Genomic DNA, 15,633 nt, shown 5'->3' on the forward strand with positions numbered 1-15,633 from the left:
ACTCGCGACGGAATTAAAACCGCCGAGTCTTCTCGCGCCGTGAGAGCCGTCCGCAGGTCACACGAGGTCGTCGGGGTCGTTCGCCGCGCGGACGCGCTGTGCTTCGGCGGCGTAGCGCTCGCGCGTCTCCCGGTCCTCGACGCGACCCAGTGTGCCGGGCGACACCTCGACGGCGGCCGTGGTGTCGCGGTGGTCGGAGAAACTCACCAGCGCCCGTTCTTTACGGTAGTACCGCGTCCCGTCGGGCGTCGCGTACACGAGGATGATGATGTTCTGTTCGTCGTCCGAGTACGTCCGCTCGACGAGCCACACGCGAACGGGCTCGGCAGGGTCTGTCGCCTCTGACTCGGGGGTCATCCCTGTGTCCATACACTCCGTTCCCCCGCGACGCGCAAAAGTTCCGGCGTGGCTACCACTGTGTGAGAACCGACTCGACCTCGCCCGCGCGGGAGGCTGCGACCCGGGCCGCGTGGTAGTCGACCCACGCCTCCGTGTACGCGCGGGCTGGGTCGACGTCGTCGTGTCGGTCGAAGTACCGCAGGGTGAGGTCACCGTTCTCGACCGCTTCGCGTGCGTGCCGGAGATGGTCGCGGACGAGCGGTGATGGATTCGAGTCGAGTCGTTCCCGGAGCGCCTCCCGTGCTGTGCGCTTCTCTTCGAACACGCTGTCGGCGTCGGGTGGGGACTCGGGGTCGAGCGTCTCCAGCGCGTCGACGAACGCGTGGATATGGACGAAGCCTTCGGCGACTTTCGCCGCGCCGAACGCCGGGAACTCCGTCGTCCGATACGCTCCCTCGTTCACCCCGTTGCGTCCGCGCATTCCGCGGGTCCAGATGCCGTCGGCGAAGGCGGCCGGGTACTCCTCGTGTTCCTCCTCGAACGTCTCGAAGCGCTCGACGAGCGGGTCGAGGTCGGAGACGAGTGTCTCGACGTTACGGGTGAGCTGCTCGCCGAAGGGTCTGCGCTCTCCGTCCGGCGAGCCGTCTCCGAGCGGCTGTTTGCGGGCGACCGCCCGGTACTGCCGGACGTCGAGGAGTCGCGCCTGGGCCGTCGCGTGCTGGCCGGCGAGCGAGGCTTTGCCCTCGGGCGTCGAGCGGTCCGCCCCCGACCGCACCTCGCCACCGGGGACGACGGCGTCGGCGTCGCGCTGGCCCCACCACCGCTGGTGGTCGATGCGGCGGGCGTAGGGGAGATACCGCCCCGGGTCGGCGCAGGCGTGGTCGACGGTGAGTGACTCGAACGCCGCGAGCGTCTCGTCCGCCTCGCGATAGAGCGCGTCGACGTCGAACGACCCCTCGAGCGCCACGGCGTACGCGAGTGCGCCGACGGCGTCGTCGACGCGCCACAGCGCCTCCTCGACGGTGTCGGAGGTCCGCGGTCTCGAATCGAGGTCGTCGAGAAAGGCGCGGGCCTCCTCGACGTCGTCGCGGGTGTACGCGGGGAAGTCCGGCAAACTGTCGGGGTCGATGTCTTCCCATCGCTTCTCGGCCGCCGGCACGGCCTCGGCGAGTCGCGCCCGGTAGGCGTCGACGTGGCTCTCCAGCACGGGCACGGTCGGCTCGACAGGCGGGACGGGAATCGTGCGGGTTCGTGCCCGGACCACGACGGGTGGGAGTGGGCCATTGGGAACGGACGCACAGCCGCTCAGGCCGGCGAGCGCCGCCGTCGTCAGTGCGAGAAAGCCGCGCCTGGAGGGGAGAGGCGAGCGGTGGGACACGACAGGCGCTTGTAGAAGCGAGGAAATGTGTGTTCTGGTCGTCGCCGGTCAGTCGGTCACCTCGACGACCCGCGCGTCGGCGAGCGCTCGAATCTCGTCGGGGGCCATCGGGAAGACGGCCTCGGGCGTGCCCGCCGCAGCCCACACCGTCTCGTGAGTGAGGAGGGTCTCGTCGAACAGGACTGGGACGGCCGTCGCATGACAGAAGGGCGGGACGCCGCCGATAGACCACCCGAGCGTGTCGGCGATTCGGCCCGGGTCGGCCATCGTCACCTCGTCCGCGCCGACCCCGAGGTGGTCGGCGAGGCGGGCCTCGCTCACCCGGTTCGCTCCGCTGGTGACGACGACGACGAGCTCCCCGTCCGTAGCGAACGCGAGGCTGCTGGCTATCTGCGCCACGTCACAGCCGACGGCGTCGGCGGCGTCGGCGGCGGTCTTCGTCCCCTCGGGGAACTCCTCGACCGCGAGGTCGACGCCGTATCGCTCTCTCGCCTGTGCCGTGAACTCCGTCGCGCGTGGGTGCATAGTCTCGAGATGGTAGAGGGGGGACAAAACTCCTGTCGACTGGACGGTCTCACCCCGTGGGTAGCTGTGTGACCCGACGCCGGTCGAGACGGCCGTCGCCACGCGGCGCGCCAACGGGGCGGACCCGTGTGTCCACCGTGGTCGACGCGGAACCGCGAGACCGCACCTTCTTAGCCCCCCGTCTCGGAGATGAAGCCATGAGACCGGTCCGCCAGCGAACGCCCTCTCGACCGCGCCATCGATGAACCGCCTCCACCCGCGCGTCCGACTCGTCTGGGTCGCCCGCGCCGTCGTGAGCGCGACGGTTCTCGGCGTCGTCCTCGGCGTCGCCGCTCGAATCGTCCCGTTCGTACCCACCGACGTCGTCGCGCTCGCCGGTGTCGTGCTCCTCTTCGGGGTCGTCCACGCCGTGCTCCGGTACCGCTCGTGGCGTTACGAGATCCGCGACGACTCCATCTACCTCGAACGCGGCGTCCTCACGCGCGTCCGGACGGTCGTCCCGTTCGTCCGCATCCAGCACGTCGACTCCTCGCGCAGCCCCGTCGAGCGCGCCGTCGGCCTGGGGCGTGTCGTCGTCTACACCGCGGGGTCGCGCGGCGCGGACGTCTCCGTCCCGGGACTCACGCCGGTGGCCGCCGACGACCTGCGCGAACGACTGAAACGCCTCGCCATCCGCGCGGAGGGCGACGACGCCGTATAGATGAAGCTCTCCCCGCTCTCGGTCCCGTATCGCGTGCTCGAACGCGGCGGGAGCCTCCTCGTCGCCGCGGCGTTCATCGTCTTCTCGGGCGGATCGATGCTCGACGGGTTGGCGGGCCCGCTGACGCTGTTCGCCCTGCTCGGCGTCGGCGTCCTCCTCCTGGTCGGCTACGAGGTCGCGTACTACCAGCGGTACGAGTACGAACTCACGGCCGACACGTTCGACATCCACTCGGGCGTGTTCGCCCGGCGCGACCGAGAGATTCCGCTTCGCCGTATCCAGAACGTCGACATCTCGCGTAACGTCGTCCAGCGCGTCCTCGGCCTCGCCGCGGTCGACTTCGAGACCGCCGGCGGCAGCGAGACCGAAGCGTCGCTTCGGTTCGTCTCGTTCGAGGAGGCGAAACGCCTCCAGCGCGAGGTTCCGCGGCTGAAGCGCAGCACGGCCGGCGAGGAACCCGAGGAGCCGGAGCCGGCGACGGAGCTGTTCGCGCTCTCGGACCGCGAACTCGCGCTCGTCGGCCTCCTCTCGTTCGACTTCCGGGTGCCCGGTGTGCTCGCGCTGGTGCTGTCGGGGTCGGTGCCGGTCGTCAGCTCCGTGCTCCCGAGTCGCGGTGCGCTCCCGGTCGCCGCGTTCGTCCTCCTGCTCGTCGTCGGCGTCTTTCTCTTCTCGTGGATCGCCGGTGCCGTCGCGGCCGTCGTCAACTACTACGATTTCCACCTCGTGCGCGCGGGCGACGAACTCCAGTACGAACGCGGGTTGCTCCAGCGGTACGACGGCTCGATCCCGTTCGACAAGCTCCAGACGCTCACCGTCGAGGACACGCCGCTGAAGCGCGCGTTCGGGTACGCGACGCTCCTCATCGAGACCGCGGGCTACGCACCGGGACAGTCGTCGGGTGGGGGTCGCGGGTCGGAGGCCGCCATCCCGCTGGCCGAGCGCGACCGCGTCTTCGAACTCGCGAACGCCATCGACGCCTTCGGCGACCCCGAACTCACGCGACCGCCGAAGCGGGTCCGTCGTCGCTACGTCGTCCGCTACCTCCTCGTGGTCGGCACGCTCGTCGCCGTCCTGTTCGGCGTCGACGCTGCCCTGGCCGGTGTGGCCGGGCTCGGTCCGCTCCCGTTCCCGTGGTACCTCCCGCTGGTGTTCGTCCTCGTCATCCCGCCGGCAGCCCACCTCAAGTGGACCCACCGGGGGTACTGGCTCGGCGAACACCACGTCGTCACGCGCAACGGCGTGTTGAAGCGACAGACGAAGGTCGTCCCGTACGACAGGATTCAGACCGTCATCGACACCCGCACGGTCTTCCAGCGGCGGTGGAACCTCGCGACGGTGACGGTCGACACGGCGGGGTCGCTCTCCATCACGGGCGGTGACGCCGCTGCCGTCGACGTCGACGACGCCGTCGCCGACGACCTCCGTGCCGAACTCGACGAGCGACTGCGCGAGGCGCTCGCCGAACGGCGGCGGACGCGACAGTCGCGCCGCGCCCGCGCGGACGCGCTCGGCGGCACCGCTACGGGGGCGACGGAACGCGACTCGTCGGATGGACAGGAATCGGACGACACGTCGGCGGGGTTCGTCTGGGGGGAATCGCTCGACGGCGGGTCGTCCGACAGCGAGCAGGGACCTGAGAGCGGGGACGAAGGCAAGGGAGAGGACGATGCCGGCGTGACCGGCGGCGACGGGGACGACGCGGAACCGACGCCGGGCCCGGACACGGAAGGGCCGAACCGCGACCACACCTGACGCGCCCCGTCGGGAGCAAAGCTATACTGTCGGGGGCCGAGATACTCCCGTGCGCGTTTACGAGACGACCACCGTCGACTGGGGCGACCTCGACACGGAGACGCGCGCGTCGCTCGCGTGGACCGGGATGGCGGCCTTTCAGGTCCTCGACGGCGTCTCACCCCCGGAGGTCGACCCCATCCAGGCGTACGCGCCACACCGGGTCGACGTCGGTCGCGGCGGGAGCCAGGAACTCGTGCTCGTCTACACGGAGCGACGACCGTCGTCGTTTCCGCACTCCTCGGGCGTGACCGTCGCGGACCTCGACACCGTCGTCGAGGACGCCCTCCGGGAGGACGAGACGCGGGTTCTCAGACGGCTCCGCGACGACGAGGCGTTCCGAGCGCTCCTGCGTCGGCACCTCTCCGCCGAGGCCCGCACGTCGCTGGTCGAGGAGTACGGTCAGGACCCGGACGCGGCGGGCTACGTCCAGCGGTTGCTCGACACTACCTAATTGCGGCACTCGAAGTCGGGGGTCCGTCCCAGTCGGCCATGGCGTGTGAGGTCGCGCACGCATTAGCCTGTCTAGCGTGGTCACCGACGAGACGAGGACACCGTTGCTCTCCGGGTCGAGACCGACGATGAAGTATGAGTGTGGACAGTGGGATTGCCCGGCGTTCCGGCACGGGTAGTCCCGGTTGCCTCCTCCACCCCGCACCCCGTCGAGCGGCGCACGTCCAGTGGTGGGCTGCTCACTTCCGTGCCTGACCCGATTCCACCGACGAACCACGGACGACCACCCCTGCGGATGGGGCCCGTGGGCCGCTGCCCCCGACGGACGAGGCTTCTCAGTCGGCTCCCGGGGCCCGTGTCGGTCTGACCGGACGCCCCCGGGTTCGGTCCCCGCTAAAGACCTATTTCACGGGTGACGAGCAGGGCCTAACTGCCCGACCTAGTCCATCCCATCCTATCCCGGTGCCACATAAGGGCCTTTCGGCTTGGATTGCAGACCCAAATCAGAGGACGGCACGGGCGTACGCACCCGCGCTCAGCGGGACGAAGGCGGTGAGGCCGACGACGACCCAGCGGTGGTAGCCCATCCAGGCGGCGGAGAAGTTGAACACGAGTTCGGGGTCGACGGCGAACGCCCACGAGGCGGCCAGCCCGAGCATCCCCAGGCCGAGAACGAGCGTGAGACCGGCCGCGGTCACCGGGTCGGTCCGCCCGCGTCGGCCCGCGAGGAAGACGACGACGGCGATCGGTGCGAGGAACCCGAGCACGGTCCCGCCGGCCGGACCAGACGCGTAGTAGAGCCCGAGTTCGGTCCCCGGGTTCGAGACGAGCACGAACGGTGCGACGAGCGCAGCGACGACGGCGCCACAGGCGACACTGCCGACGAGGGGCGCGACGTCTTCGACGTCCATGTTCCAACCCCTGTCCGCCGTGGTCTTAACAGGTCTGAAACGGCGCTCGCGCTCACGGCGGCGGCGGTCGTCTCGCGCAGGCAGAAAGTGGAAAGAAGTAAGCGGGACGGTGCGCCTCGTCCTGTATGGAACGCGTTGCAATCATCGGCGCATCGATGACCCAGTTCGGGCAACGGGACGCCTGGCTCCAGGAGCTACTCGCCGAGGCGGGGCAGGCCTGTCTCGACGACGCGGGCGTCTCCGCCGACGAGATCGACCACCTCTACCTCTCGAACATGGCGAGCGGCGAGTTCGAGGGGCAGACGGGCTCGATGAACTACCTGGCGCACGACCTGGCCGCGATGCCGTCGTACACCCAGCGCATCGACCAGACCTCCTCCTCCGGCGGGGCGGGCGTCTACGCCGCGTACCAGTCCATCGCGTCGGGCGCGAGCGAGATGACGCTGCTCGTCGGCGGGGAGAAGATGACCCACTGCACCACCGCGGAGGCGACCGACGTCATCGCGTCCATCACACACCGTGCGGAGTACAAACACGGCCTGACGCTCCCCTCTTTCGCCGGGCTGACGGCGCGGCTGTACCTCGACCAGTACGACGCCCCACGGGAGTCGCTCGGAAAGGTCGCCGTCAAGAACCACAAGAACGGCGTCCACAACCCTCACGCGCAGTTCCAGAAGGAGGTCGACCTCGAGACGGTGCTGGAGTCGCCCATAGTCGCCGACCCGCTCCGCCTGTACGACTTCTGTCCCATCACCGACGGCTCCGCAGCGCTCCTGTTCTGCCCCGAGTCCGTGGCGGAGCAGTACACCGACGACTACGCCGTCGTCGCCGGCGTCGGCGGCGCGACGGACACCCACGTCGTCCACGAGCGGGCCGACCCGACGACGATGCGCGGCGTCGTCGAGTCCTCCGAAATCGCCTACGAGATGGCCGACATGGGCCCCGACGACATCGACGTGGCCGAACTCCACGACATGTTCACTATCCTCGAGTTCCTCCAGTCGGAGGACCTCGGCTTCTTCGAGAAGGGCGAGGGCTGGAAGGCCATCGAGGAGGGCAAGACCGAGTTGGACGGCGAGATTCCGGTCAACCCCTCGGGCGGGCTGAAGTCGAAGGGTCACCCGCTCGGTGCGTCGGGGGTCGCACAGGTGTACGAGATATACAAGCAGGTCATCGGTGACGCCGATACCCAACAACTGGACGCGGACGTCGGGCTCGCGTGCAACGTCGGCGGCTTCGGCAACTGCGTCATCACCACCATCCTGGAGGGTCAGTGAGATGTCCGATTCTGAGCACACACACGAACTGGAGGCGTACCGCTACTCCGACGGGAGCATCACCTACCCCGGCCACCCGGTCGGCCCCGACGGGAGCGAGCCCGAGGGGACGGTCGACCTGAGCGAGTACACGGCGACGGTCATCACGTGGACGACGTCGATGGCGACGCCGCCGGGCGTCCGCCAGCCGAACACCATCGCCATCGTCGAGTTCGACGTCGACGGCGAACCCGTCCGGGCCGTCGGACAGGTCACCGAGGGTGCCGAGGTCGACATCGGCGACGAGGTTCGCGCGGTGTACTGTGAGGAACTCCGCGAACCCGGTGCCGGTATCCGCCATCCCGACAGCCAAGAGTGGGACGGGTTCAGGTTCGAACCGGTCTGACGCCGCCACGTGTGGCTCCGGTGTGAGACGGCGTGCGGGCCGCGGAACGGGTCAGCGCTCTCGTTCGATGCGAACGACGGGCGACGACCTCGGGCGGTGAGCGAAGACAGCGGAGCACGGCAGTGCGAGAGAACGAGACGGCGGCGGTTCGCCGGCGAACCCCTACTCGGCCGCCACCGCGCGCGGCGACGCCTCGAGGGTCTCGAGTTCGTCGAGGCAGTCCTGCACCGTAATCGTATTACTCTCTCTCACGTTCGGCGCGACGGTCGCGATCCCGTCGTCGGTCCGCACTTCGAGACACATCACTGGTAAGACGAGTTCGCGCGCGACGCCGTCGACGAACGACTCGCGCTCGCGGACGGTGAAGAACGGGTCGATGTCGACTCCCACCGTGTCGGCCCACGCGTCGAACGCCTCGTACGCGGCGACGGCTGGCGGTTTGTGGCCCTCGTCCTCGGTCAGCCGGACGCGCCCGTTCCACACCGAGACGTCGTACGTGCCGATTCGGCCCGACGCCTCCAGTTCACGGAGTCGCCTCACGACCGCGTTCTGCTGGTCGTTGGCTCCGAACATATCTCCCCTGACGTAAAGCGTGACGCGCGGTGTCGCAGTCTCGCTGTGTATGGCGCACATCGTGGTGTCCCCCTGCAAGGAGAATGTCGAGCAATCTATGAAAGCGTTTTCCTGATTCTCCGTTGATGCGAGAGCGTGGACGAGCGCCCGGATGATGCGGGTGTCGTGGCTCGGCATTCGTCGCGGCCGGACTGGAGAAGAGCGTTCCCCGCGGAGTCGCCGTTACTGCGACTCGGGCGCGGGGTCGATGAGCACGACCGCTTCACCGTCGATGACCGTCGTCTCGTCGGCCGTCTCGACGGTCGTGTCCAGCCGGTATCGTCGGTCGCCGAGGTCCTCGACGATCTCGACGGTCGCGGTGAGTTCCGAGCCGATGTCGACCGGCTTCAGGAAGCGGAGGTCCTGTGAGAGGTAGACGGTCATCCCCGGGAGTCGCGCGAGCGCGGAGCTGATGAGGCCCGAGGCGAGCGTCCCGTGGACGATTCGCCGGCCGAACCGCGTCTCCTCGGCGAACTCGTCGTCGAGGTGGAGCCGGTTGGTGTCCCCGCTGATGCCCGCGAAGGCGAGGACGTCCTCCTCGGTGATCTGTTTCGTGAAGCTGACGACGTCGCCGACGCCGAGCTCCTCGTCGGCGTCGACGGAGCGCTCCATCGACCACGACTCCTGGCTGTACGCGACGGAGTCGACCTCCGGCTCGCGTACCTCGCTGGCGCCGTTCTGACTCGCCAGCATGGCTCGATTGGCTTCGGCGACGTTGGAGTACATGCGGACGAAGCTCTTCGAGACGTGCTTGGACGACTTGAGCCACGCGGAGGTCATTCCGCGGACTGGTGCAGTCATGTCCATCGCGCTATATTCCATGCTCCGTGTGAACGTCTACAACATTCATAACAGTTGTGAAAGTCCGCTTCGGCTCGACTCGTACCTCCGCCCTCGAAACCATCTGGTGGCATTGAATGGTATTAGGTGGTCAGAGTAGTAAACTTTATCCACTCACGGGGGCTACGAGAAGACGAGATGACAGACGACCCGGACGATGCAACGCCCATGTGGTCGCCCGCCGCGTTCGCGAAGCAGATGCAGGAGGCGTCCCAGCAGGCCACCAAGAGCCAGCAGGAACTGCTCAAGCAGTTCATGCAGGCGTCTTCGGGAGGCATGGACGGCTTCTCACAGCTGAACGCGATGAGTATGGGCAGCGCGATGTTCAAGACGCGCGTCCAGAGCGGCGGCCGCATCTCCATCCCCGACGCCGAGCGCGAGGCGCTCGACATCGAGGAGGGAGACATCGTCCAGGCGATCGTCATCCCCGTCAAACGAAACCGGTGATTCACCATGTCCGCTAACCCCTTCAGCACCATGTTCGACATGCAACGCACGTACATCGAAGCCAGCCACTCCGCGTTCGAGAGCTCGCTCAAACTCCAGCAGGTCGCGTCCGACGCGTTCCTCGGGAGCTTCGAGTCGACGAAGTCCCTGCAGAAGCGCGGCGTCGACCTGACGAAGCGCGCGACGCTCGCCAACCTCGACGCGGTCGAGGAGGCGCTGCCCGCCGACGTCGTCGCCGACCTCCGCTCGGCCGTCGACGAGCAGTACGCCGCCCTCGACGAGGCCCACGACGACGCCTGGGACGCCTTCGAGCGCTCCGCCGAGGACGTCGTCGACTCCTACGACGAACTGACCGAGGCGCAGGCCGAGATGGTCGACGAGCTGTACGAGTCGCTCATGCAGGCCAACGCCGAGGCCGCCGACGTCGCCGACGAGGCCGCAGACGTCGTCGAGCAGTAAATCCGACGGATTTTCCCACCCGCTCTTCGTATTTGAGACCATGGCTAACGACACATTCGACATGACAGACATGACCGACGCAACGCAGATGGAGTCGTTCTTCGAGCAGCTCTCGGAGACCTACTCCGAGGCACTCAAACGCAACATGGACGCTCAGGCGGCGTTCGCCGACCAGTGGATGGAATCGATGGAGGAGGCGATGTCCGAAGAGCGACTCGACGACGCGTCCGACGGTGCCGTCCAGGCCTACGAGGCGTGGATGAACGCGGCCGAGTCCTCGTACGAGCGCGTCGGCGACGCGCTCGAGGGTGAGGACGTCGACCCCGAGGAGTTCCGCGACATCTGGTTCAACGCCGCCAACAAGGCGTTCAAGGAGTCGATGTCGACGACGGCGTTCGCCGCCGCGACGGGCCAGAACGTCGAGGACGTCCTCGACTTCCAAGAACAGCTGAACGACGCCGCACAGGACACCCTCCACGGCATGGGCTTCGCCACGACTGGCGACGTCCGCGAAGTGGGCGAGCGCCTCGTCGAAATCGAGCGCCGCCAGCACGCCATCGAACAGAAGCTCGACCAGCTCCTGGAGCAACAGTAAGATGAACCCCTTCACCGCACCGTTCGAGGCACAGCGGAAGATGCTCGACTCGTGGACAGAGGCCGTCGAGACGGCCGAAGCCACGCCCGAGGGTCTCGAGACGATGGCCTCGGTCGACGTGGGTGAGACGCCGAGCGAGGTCGTCTACGAGGAGAACAAGCTCAAGCTGCTCCGCTACGACGCCGAGGCGGCCGGTATCGAGCCCGAGGAGACCCACGACGTCCCCATCCTCATCGTCTACGCGCTCATCAACCGGCCGTACATCCTCGACCTCCAGCCGGATCGGTCGGTGGTCCGGCGACTCCTCGAAGCGGGCTTCGACGTCTACCTCATCGACTGGGGCGAACCCTCCATGCTCGACCAGTCGCTGACGCTCGACGACTACGTCAACCGCTACATCGACAACTGCGTCGACGAGGTCGCCGAGCGGGCGGGGCTCGACGCCATCAACCTCCTCGGCTACTGCATGGGCGGAACGATGAGCGTCATGTACGCCGCGCTGCACCCCGAGAAGGTCCGGAACCTCGGCCTGATGGCCGCGGGGCTGTGTTTCGCTGGCACCGGCGGCATCCTCGAAGAGTGGGGCGACGACGAGTACTACTCGCCGCGCGACGTCACCGGTGCGTTCGGAAACGTCCCCGCGGAGTTCCTCGACGTCGGCTTCGCCCTGATGGACCCCGTCAACAACTACGTCTCGAAGTACACCACGCTGTACGACAACCTCGACAACGACGACTTCGTGCAGAACTTCGCCCGGATGGAGCGGTGGCTCTCGGACGGCATCGACCTCGCCGGCTCGACGTACGTCCAGTTCCTCGAGGACGTCTACCAGCAGAACAAGCTGTACGAGAACGAACTGGAACTCGACGGCAAGCACGTCGACCTCGGCGAACTCACGATGCCGGTCCTCCAGATCGTCGGACAGTACGACCACCTCATCCCGCCGGAGGCGTCCCGCCCGTTCAACGACGTCGTCCCGTCGGACGACACCACGCTGATGGAGGAGTCGACGGGCCACATCGGCCTGTCAGTGTCGAGCAAGTCCCACGCGAACCTCTGGCCGAACGCCGCCGCGTGGTTCGCCGAGCGGTCGCGCCTCGACGACGAGAGCGAGGCCGTCGACATCGAACTCGACGACCCCGACTCCGAGAGCGACGAGGCCGTCGACGCGGAGAACGGCACCGCTCACGTCGACGACGAGGCGTTCGACGACACGGACCTCGACCAGGTCCGCGGCGTCGGTCCCGCCTACGCCGACCGACTGCGCGAAGCGGGTGTCGGGACCGTCTCCGAACTCGCCGCGGCCGACCCCGACGAACTCGCCGCGAGCATCGACGTCTCGACGTCGCGGGTCGCCGACTGGGTCGACCACGCGACCGAACTGACGTCCTGACACGCGCGTTCCGGACTGACCACGGCTAGCGGACGCTGGGCTGACCAGCCACCATCGCCGTCGTTCCGGCGGGCGGTCGCCGCTTGGAACGAGTGAGACCGGTTCTCGTGTCGGCTTCGAGACCTGAACTATTATACGCTGCTTCCGAGTGTCACCAACTGTGAGTCACCGTCACCGCGTCGACAGGCTGTCGGCGTCGTGGCGCTCACTTCGAACATGAAACTCGAAGACAGAACCTGTGTCATCACGGGCGCATCGAGGGGGATTGGCCGCGGTATCGCGGAGGAGATGGCCGGCGAGGGCGCGAACGTCGTCGTCAACTACCGCTCATCGGAGGCGGAGGCACGGGACGTCGTCGAGACCATCCGCGACGCCGGCGGTGACGCCATGGCGGCGCAGGCCGACGTCACCGATTACGAGGCCGTCGGGCAGATGTGCGACGAGGTCCACGAGACGTTCGGCCCCGCGGACATCCTCATCAACAACGCCGGCATCACGAAGGACACGTCGTTCGCACGCATGAGCCCCGAGGAGTGGAAGACCGTCATCGACGTCAACCTCAACGGGACGTTCAACGCGACGAAGGTGTTCTTCGACGACATCAAGCAGTCCGACCAGGGGAGGCTCATCAACATCTCCTCAATCGTCGGTAAACAGGGCAACTTCGGGCAGGCCAACTACGCGACGGCGAAGTCGGGCATCTTCGGTTTCACCCGGACCATCGCGCTCGAACTCGCCCCGTCGGGGTCGACGTCGAACTCCGTCGCCCCCGGCTTCACGCGCACGGACATGCTCGACGAGGTCCGCGAGGACATCCAAGAGCAGATTCTCGAACAGATTCCGATGGGCCGGTTCGCCGAAGTGGAAGACGTCTCCCACATCGTCAAGTTCCTCGCCAGCGAGGAAGCGTCCTACATCACCGGCGAGGTCATCGACGTCAACGGCGCGATGGACCTCTGAGGCAGCTGCCCGCCTCCTGTGTGAGTCGTATACAAGGACATAATATCCTGTATTAACGATATACATAGTATATGTCCATGTACAAGGTAAGTTTAAGTGGAATCGAGTCAACGTACTGAGTAGACATGACCCAGCAACTCCTCACCCGCAGTGCGGACGAGACGACGCCCGACCTCCCGACCGAACTCGACTCGACCTCGTCGAAACTGGTCTACCTCTACCTTCGCGCCGCGGGGGCGTGCACCGTCGACGAACTCCAGGCGTCGCTGGATATGAAGAAGATCTCGCTGTACCCACTCCTCAAGAGCCTCTCGAAGAAGGGACTCGTCGACAGCGAGGGCGAGACCTACCGGCTCGCCTAGGGCGGCTCAGACTGCCCCGTCTCCGTCCCCGTTCTCGCGGTTCCCCACCTCGTCGCTTTCGTCGTCGCCCTCGTCGCCCCCCGCCGACTCCGCTCGCACTTCGTCCCGAATCGACTCGAGCTCCGCGTCCACGTCGACCGCCGCGTCGTCGTGTTCGGCACCCGCGTCGTCCACGTCGGCCTCCGGTTCGTTCCGCCCGTCGGCCGTCTCGTCGTCGACCGGGATGACGACGCTCCGTCGCTCGTCCCCCGAGCGTCGTGACCGCGACGGCGACTCCCGCCCCGCCTCCCGCGCGGCGGCCAGTCGCGACTCGATTTCGCCGGTGAGGTCGCGCGCCTCCCTGAACACGTCCCGTGCGACCGGGTCCGTCGGCTCCTCGGTCCCGGTGAGCGCCCGCCGCAGGTCGTCGAGCGCACGCTCGGTCCCCTCGACGACCCGCCGGTCGACCCCGTCGAGACTCCCTGTCCCCTCCCCTCGGAGGCTCCGCTCGGGGTCCGCCAACCTGAGGACGCCGCGCAGCAGTTCGAGCGACTGGATCGTCGTCTCGAGGATGGCGATGACGGTCGGGATGGTGTACTCCTCGGTGAACCTGACGACGTCGCTCCCGCGCGGTGGCTCGCGTCGAGCGGGTCGCCGGTCGCGCCCGTCGTCGGTGTCGAGCGTCCGTTCGAGGTCGTCGAGCGTCGTCCGGAGGTCGGAGAGGAGGGTCGCGAGGTCGTCGCGGTCGGGGTCGTGGCTCATACACCACGTTGGGGCGGCGAGGACAAAAACGTCCGCGCCCGCCTCGGCCTAGCGACGCGCCGCGCGCTGGTACTGCGGCGGCCACGCCGCGTCGCGCCCGAGTTCGGACGCGGCACGATGTGTGAAGTACGGGTCGCGGAGGTGTTCACGCCCCAGGAGCACCACGTCGGCCCGGCCGTTGCGGACGAGTGCGTCCGCGTGCTGTGCTGTCGTAATCGCGCCGACGGCCGCGACGGGCAGGTCGACCGCCGTCCGAACCCGTTCCGCGTACGGGACCTGGTAGCCGGGCCCGACGTCGGGGAGTTCCTGTTCGGGGTGGATGCCGCCGCTGCTGACGTCGACGAGGTCCGCCCCACAGTCGGCGAGGTCGCCGGCGAGGCGGACCGTGTCGTCTACCGTCCACGAGTCACGGTCGGGGAGCCAGTCCGTCGCGGAGACCCGGACGAACACCGGCCGGTCGTCGGGCCACACGTCGCGGACGGCCGTGGTGACCTCCCTGACCAGCCGCGTGCGTCCCGCGAAGTCGCCGCCGTACTCGTCGGTCCGTCGGTTGGTGACGGGCGAGAGGAACTCGTGGAGGAGGTAGCCGTGAGCGGCGTGGACCTCGGCGACGAGGAACCCGGCGTCGAGTGCGCGCTCGGCGGCCGCGACGAAGTCGTCGACGACGCCGCTGATGTCGGCCGTCGAGAGCGCGTGGACCGGCGGCGACTCGTGGTCCTCGTAGGGCCACGGGACCTCGCTGGGCGCGACGACCTCCCAGCCGCCGTCGGCCGGGCCGATGGGAGCCCCGCCCTCCCAGGGTCGGCGCGTGCTCGCTTTCCGCCCGGCGTGTGCCAGTTGGATGCCGGGCACCGCGCCCTGGTCGCGGACGAACGAGGCGAGACGCCGGAGCGCGGTCGCCTGCTCGTCGGTCCAGATGCCGAGGTCCTCGGGTGAGATGCGCCCCTCGGGGGCGACGGCGGTCGCTTCCGTCATCACGAGACCGGCCCCGCCCACGGCTCGACTGCCGAGGTGGACGAGGTGCCAGTCGGTCGCGACCCCGTCGACTGCAGAGTACTGACACATCGGGGAGACCCCGATTCGGTTCGGTATCGTCGTCTCGCGCAGGGAGAGCGGGGAGAACAGCGATGGGCTCATTACACCGTGTTGGTGCTTGGATAATTATACGTTGTGTTCGACGTGTTTTAGGCGAGCCAAAAACTTATGACCGACGCTCACTCAGACGGGTGTATGAGCGGACCCGATGCGGAAGCCTCACCTGACACCCGCGCGAACGAGACCAGTCGGAACGCGGACACGCCGCGCGTGTCGGCACTCCACACCTCCCCGGACCGCCTCGTCCTCACCGAAGCCGGGAACACGGACGGGTGGTTGGCGAGCGACGGCGCTGTCGCGCTCGACGAGATCGTATAAGCGAATCGCCCGAACCGCAGCGTCACCGCGGTCGCGTCCGCGCGCCAGGTCG

General features: G+C 67.9%; 20 protein-coding genes and 1 other RNA gene. 12 read left to right on the forward strand and 9 right to left on the reverse strand.

Annotated elements, in window-relative coordinates; genetic code table 11:
* Positions 1-57 precede the first annotated feature (57 nt).
* Genes E6N53_RS01430 through E6N53_RS01440 form a run of 3 tightly spaced genes read right to left on the reverse strand, consistent with a single transcriptional unit; the run spans position 58 to position 2,242 of the window.
* Positions 58-369 carry a DUF7967 family protein gene (locus E6N53_RS01430; RefSeq protein ID WP_236642291.1) on the reverse strand — a complete coding sequence of 104 codons (312 nt, stop codon included), beginning with the start codon at positions 367-369 and terminating at the stop codon, positions 58-60.
* Between the two features lie 40 nt (positions 370-409).
* On the reverse strand, positions 410-1,717 hold the full coding sequence (locus E6N53_RS01435; RefSeq protein ID WP_142856323.1) for a hypothetical protein: 1,308 nt from the start codon (positions 1,715-1,717) through the stop codon (positions 410-412).
* A 48-nt stretch (positions 1,718-1,765) separates the two neighbouring features.
* A complete protein-coding gene (locus tag E6N53_RS01440; protein WP_142856325.1) occupies positions 1,766-2,242 on the reverse strand; it encodes a YbaK/EbsC family protein in 477 nt (158 codons plus the stop codon).
* A 241-nt stretch (positions 2,243-2,483) separates the two neighbouring features.
* On the opposite strand from E6N53_RS01440, the gene E6N53_RS01445 reads away from it, so the two are divergent.
* Genes E6N53_RS01445 through E6N53_RS01455 form a run of 3 tightly spaced genes read left to right on the forward strand, consistent with a single transcriptional unit; the run spans position 2,484 to position 5,187 of the window.
* Complete coding sequence (locus tag E6N53_RS01445) at positions 2,484-2,942, forward strand: PH domain-containing protein (protein ID WP_142856327.1); 459 nt, start codon at positions 2,484-2,486, stop codon at positions 2,940-2,942.
* Entirely contained in the window at positions 2,943-4,694 is a 1,752-nt protein-coding gene (locus tag E6N53_RS01450; RefSeq protein ID WP_142856330.1) for a PH domain-containing protein, read from the forward strand.
* Between the two features lie 49 nt (positions 4,695-4,743).
* Positions 4,744-5,187: a hypothetical protein gene (locus tag E6N53_RS01455; RefSeq protein ID WP_142856332.1), complete on the forward strand. Its 444-nt coding sequence runs from the start codon at positions 4,744-4,746 to the stop codon at positions 5,185-5,187.
* Positions 5,188-5,325: 138 nt separating this feature from the next.
* Here E6N53_RS01455 and ffs read toward each other — a convergent pair.
* An RNA gene (gene ffs / locus E6N53_RS01460) (signal recognition particle sRNA) lies at positions 5,326-5,636 on the reverse strand.
* Positions 5,637-5,689: 53 nt separating this feature from the next.
* On the reverse strand, positions 5,690-6,097 hold the full coding sequence (locus E6N53_RS01465; RefSeq protein WP_136588693.1) for a DUF7548 family protein: 408 nt from the start codon (positions 6,095-6,097) through the stop codon (positions 5,690-5,692).
* Between the two features lie 125 nt (positions 6,098-6,222).
* Here E6N53_RS01465 and E6N53_RS01470 point away from each other — a divergent pair, with 125 nt between their 5' ends.
* Both E6N53_RS01470 and E6N53_RS01475 read left to right on the forward strand, forming a co-directional pair.
* Positions 6,223-7,374: a thiolase family protein gene (locus tag E6N53_RS01470; protein WP_136588694.1), complete on the forward strand. Its 1,152-nt coding sequence runs from the start codon at positions 6,223-6,225 to the stop codon at positions 7,372-7,374.
* 1 nt (position 7,375) lies between these two features.
* Positions 7,376-7,759, forward strand: a complete 384-nt coding sequence (locus E6N53_RS01475) for a Zn-ribbon domain-containing OB-fold protein (protein ID WP_142856334.1) — start codon at positions 7,376-7,378, stop codon at positions 7,757-7,759.
* A 162-nt stretch (positions 7,760-7,921) separates the two neighbouring features.
* Here the strand turns inward: E6N53_RS01475 and E6N53_RS01480 are convergent, their stop codons facing one another.
* Complete coding sequence (locus E6N53_RS01480; RefSeq protein WP_321167794.1) at positions 7,922-8,509, reverse strand: HTH domain-containing protein; 588 nt, start codon at positions 8,507-8,509, stop codon at positions 7,922-7,924.
* A 45-nt stretch (positions 8,510-8,554) separates the two neighbouring features.
* On the reverse strand, positions 8,555-9,193 hold the full coding sequence (locus tag E6N53_RS01485) for a MaoC family dehydratase (protein WP_142856338.1): 639 nt from the start codon (positions 9,191-9,193) through the stop codon (positions 8,555-8,557).
* A gap of 156 nt (positions 9,194-9,349) precedes the next feature.
* Between E6N53_RS01485 and E6N53_RS01490 the strand changes: the two genes are divergently transcribed.
* The 6 genes from E6N53_RS01490 to E6N53_RS01515 all read left to right on the forward strand — a co-directional run bounded on the left by E6N53_RS01490 (position 9,350) and on the right by E6N53_RS01515 (position 13,427).
* Entirely contained in the window at positions 9,350-9,658 is a 309-nt protein-coding gene (locus E6N53_RS01490) for an AbrB/MazE/SpoVT family DNA-binding domain-containing protein (protein WP_136588697.1), read from the forward strand.
* A 6-nt stretch (positions 9,659-9,664) separates the two neighbouring features.
* Positions 9,665-10,117 carry a hypothetical protein gene (locus tag E6N53_RS01495; protein WP_142856340.1) on the forward strand — a complete coding sequence of 151 codons (453 nt, stop codon included), beginning with the start codon at positions 9,665-9,667 and terminating at the stop codon, positions 10,115-10,117.
* 40 nt (positions 10,118-10,157) lie between these two features.
* Positions 10,158-10,712: a poly(R)-hydroxyalkanoic acid synthase subunit gene (locus E6N53_RS01500; protein ID WP_136588699.1), complete on the forward strand. Its 555-nt coding sequence runs from the start codon at positions 10,158-10,160 to the stop codon at positions 10,710-10,712.
* A 1-nt stretch (position 10,713) separates the two neighbouring features.
* Complete coding sequence (phaC, locus tag E6N53_RS01505) at positions 10,714-12,105, forward strand: class III poly(R)-hydroxyalkanoic acid synthase subunit PhaC (protein WP_142856342.1); 1,392 nt, start codon at positions 10,714-10,716, stop codon at positions 12,103-12,105.
* A 216-nt stretch (positions 12,106-12,321) separates the two neighbouring features.
* Positions 12,322-13,065 (forward strand): beta-ketoacyl-ACP reductase, encoded by a 744-nt coding sequence (locus E6N53_RS01510; protein ID WP_136588701.1) that lies wholly within the window; start codon positions 12,322-12,324, stop codon positions 13,063-13,065.
* A gap of 125 nt (positions 13,066-13,190) precedes the next feature.
* A complete protein-coding gene (locus E6N53_RS01515; RefSeq protein ID WP_142856344.1) occupies positions 13,191-13,427 on the forward strand; it encodes a helix-turn-helix domain-containing protein in 237 nt (78 codons plus the stop codon).
* A gap of 6 nt (positions 13,428-13,433) precedes the next feature.
* Here E6N53_RS01515 and E6N53_RS01520 read toward each other — a convergent pair whose 3' ends face one another.
* Both E6N53_RS01520 and E6N53_RS01525 read right to left on the reverse strand, forming a co-directional pair.
* Positions 13,434-14,168 (reverse strand): DUF7547 family protein, encoded by a 735-nt coding sequence (locus E6N53_RS01520; RefSeq protein WP_142856347.1) that lies wholly within the window; start codon positions 14,166-14,168, stop codon positions 13,434-13,436.
* A gap of 48 nt (positions 14,169-14,216) precedes the next feature.
* Complete coding sequence (locus E6N53_RS01525) at positions 14,217-15,305, reverse strand: NADH:flavin oxidoreductase/NADH oxidase (protein WP_142856349.1); 1,089 nt, start codon at positions 15,303-15,305, stop codon at positions 14,217-14,219.
* Between the two features lie 93 nt (positions 15,306-15,398).
* On the opposite strand from E6N53_RS01525, the gene E6N53_RS01530 reads away from it, so the two are divergent.
* Complete coding sequence (locus E6N53_RS01530) at positions 15,399-15,581, forward strand: hypothetical protein (protein WP_142856351.1); 183 nt, start codon at positions 15,399-15,401, stop codon at positions 15,579-15,581.
* Positions 15,582-15,633 lie beyond the last annotated feature (52 nt).

It is taken from the genome of Salinigranum halophilum, assembly GCF_007004735.1.
GTDB lineage: Archaea > Halobacteriota > Halobacteria > Halobacteriales > Haloferacaceae > Salinigranum > Salinigranum halophilum.

Bases quoted from the DNA above. Each gene is read 5' to 3' on its own strand.
- E6N53_RS01430 (WP_236642291.1), bottom strand. From the start codon at position 369: ATGGACACAGGGATGACCCCCGAGTCAGAGGCGACAGACCCTGCCGAG.
- E6N53_RS01440 (WP_142856325.1), bottom strand. From the start codon at position 2,242: ATGCACCCACGCGCGACGGAGTTCACGGCACAGGCGAGAGAGCGATAC.
- E6N53_RS01445 (WP_142856327.1), top strand. From the start codon at position 2,484: ATGAACCGCCTCCACCCGCGCGTCCGACTCGTCTGGGTCGCCCGCGCC.
- E6N53_RS01450 (WP_142856330.1), top strand. From the start codon at position 2,943: ATGAAGCTCTCCCCGCTCTCGGTCCCGTATCGCGTGCTCGAACGCGGC.
- E6N53_RS01465 (WP_136588693.1), bottom strand. From the start codon at position 6,097: ATGGACGTCGAAGACGTCGCGCCCCTCGTCGGCAGTGTCGCCTGTGGC.
- E6N53_RS01470 (WP_136588694.1), top strand. From the start codon at position 6,223: ATGGAACGCGTTGCAATCATCGGCGCATCGATGACCCAGTTCGGGCAA.
- E6N53_RS01475 (WP_142856334.1), top strand. From the start codon at position 7,376: ATGTCCGATTCTGAGCACACACACGAACTGGAGGCGTACCGCTACTCC.
- E6N53_RS01480 (WP_321167794.1), bottom strand. From the start codon at position 8,509: ATGCCGAGCCACGACACCCGCATCATCCGGGCGCTCGTCCACGCTCTC.
- E6N53_RS01485 (WP_142856338.1), bottom strand. From the start codon at position 9,193: ATGGAATATAGCGCGATGGACATGACTGCACCAGTCCGCGGAATGACC.
- E6N53_RS01490 (WP_136588697.1), top strand. From the start codon at position 9,350: ATGACAGACGACCCGGACGATGCAACGCCCATGTGGTCGCCCGCCGCG.
- E6N53_RS01495 (WP_142856340.1), top strand. From the start codon at position 9,665: ATGTCCGCTAACCCCTTCAGCACCATGTTCGACATGCAACGCACGTAC.
- E6N53_RS01500 (WP_136588699.1), top strand. From the start codon at position 10,158: ATGGCTAACGACACATTCGACATGACAGACATGACCGACGCAACGCAG.
- phaC (WP_142856342.1), top strand. From the start codon at position 10,714: ATGAACCCCTTCACCGCACCGTTCGAGGCACAGCGGAAGATGCTCGAC.
- E6N53_RS01510 (WP_136588701.1), top strand. From the start codon at position 12,322: ATGAAACTCGAAGACAGAACCTGTGTCATCACGGGCGCATCGAGGGGG.
- E6N53_RS01515 (WP_142856344.1), top strand. From the start codon at position 13,191: ATGACCCAGCAACTCCTCACCCGCAGTGCGGACGAGACGACGCCCGAC.
- E6N53_RS01520 (WP_142856347.1), bottom strand. From the start codon at position 14,168: ATGAGCCACGACCCCGACCGCGACGACCTCGCGACCCTCCTCTCCGAC.
- E6N53_RS01525 (WP_142856349.1), bottom strand. From the start codon at position 15,305: ATGAGCCCATCGCTGTTCTCCCCGCTCTCCCTGCGCGAGACGACGATA.
- E6N53_RS01530 (WP_142856351.1), top strand. From the start codon at position 15,399: ATGAGCGGACCCGATGCGGAAGCCTCACCTGACACCCGCGCGAACGAG.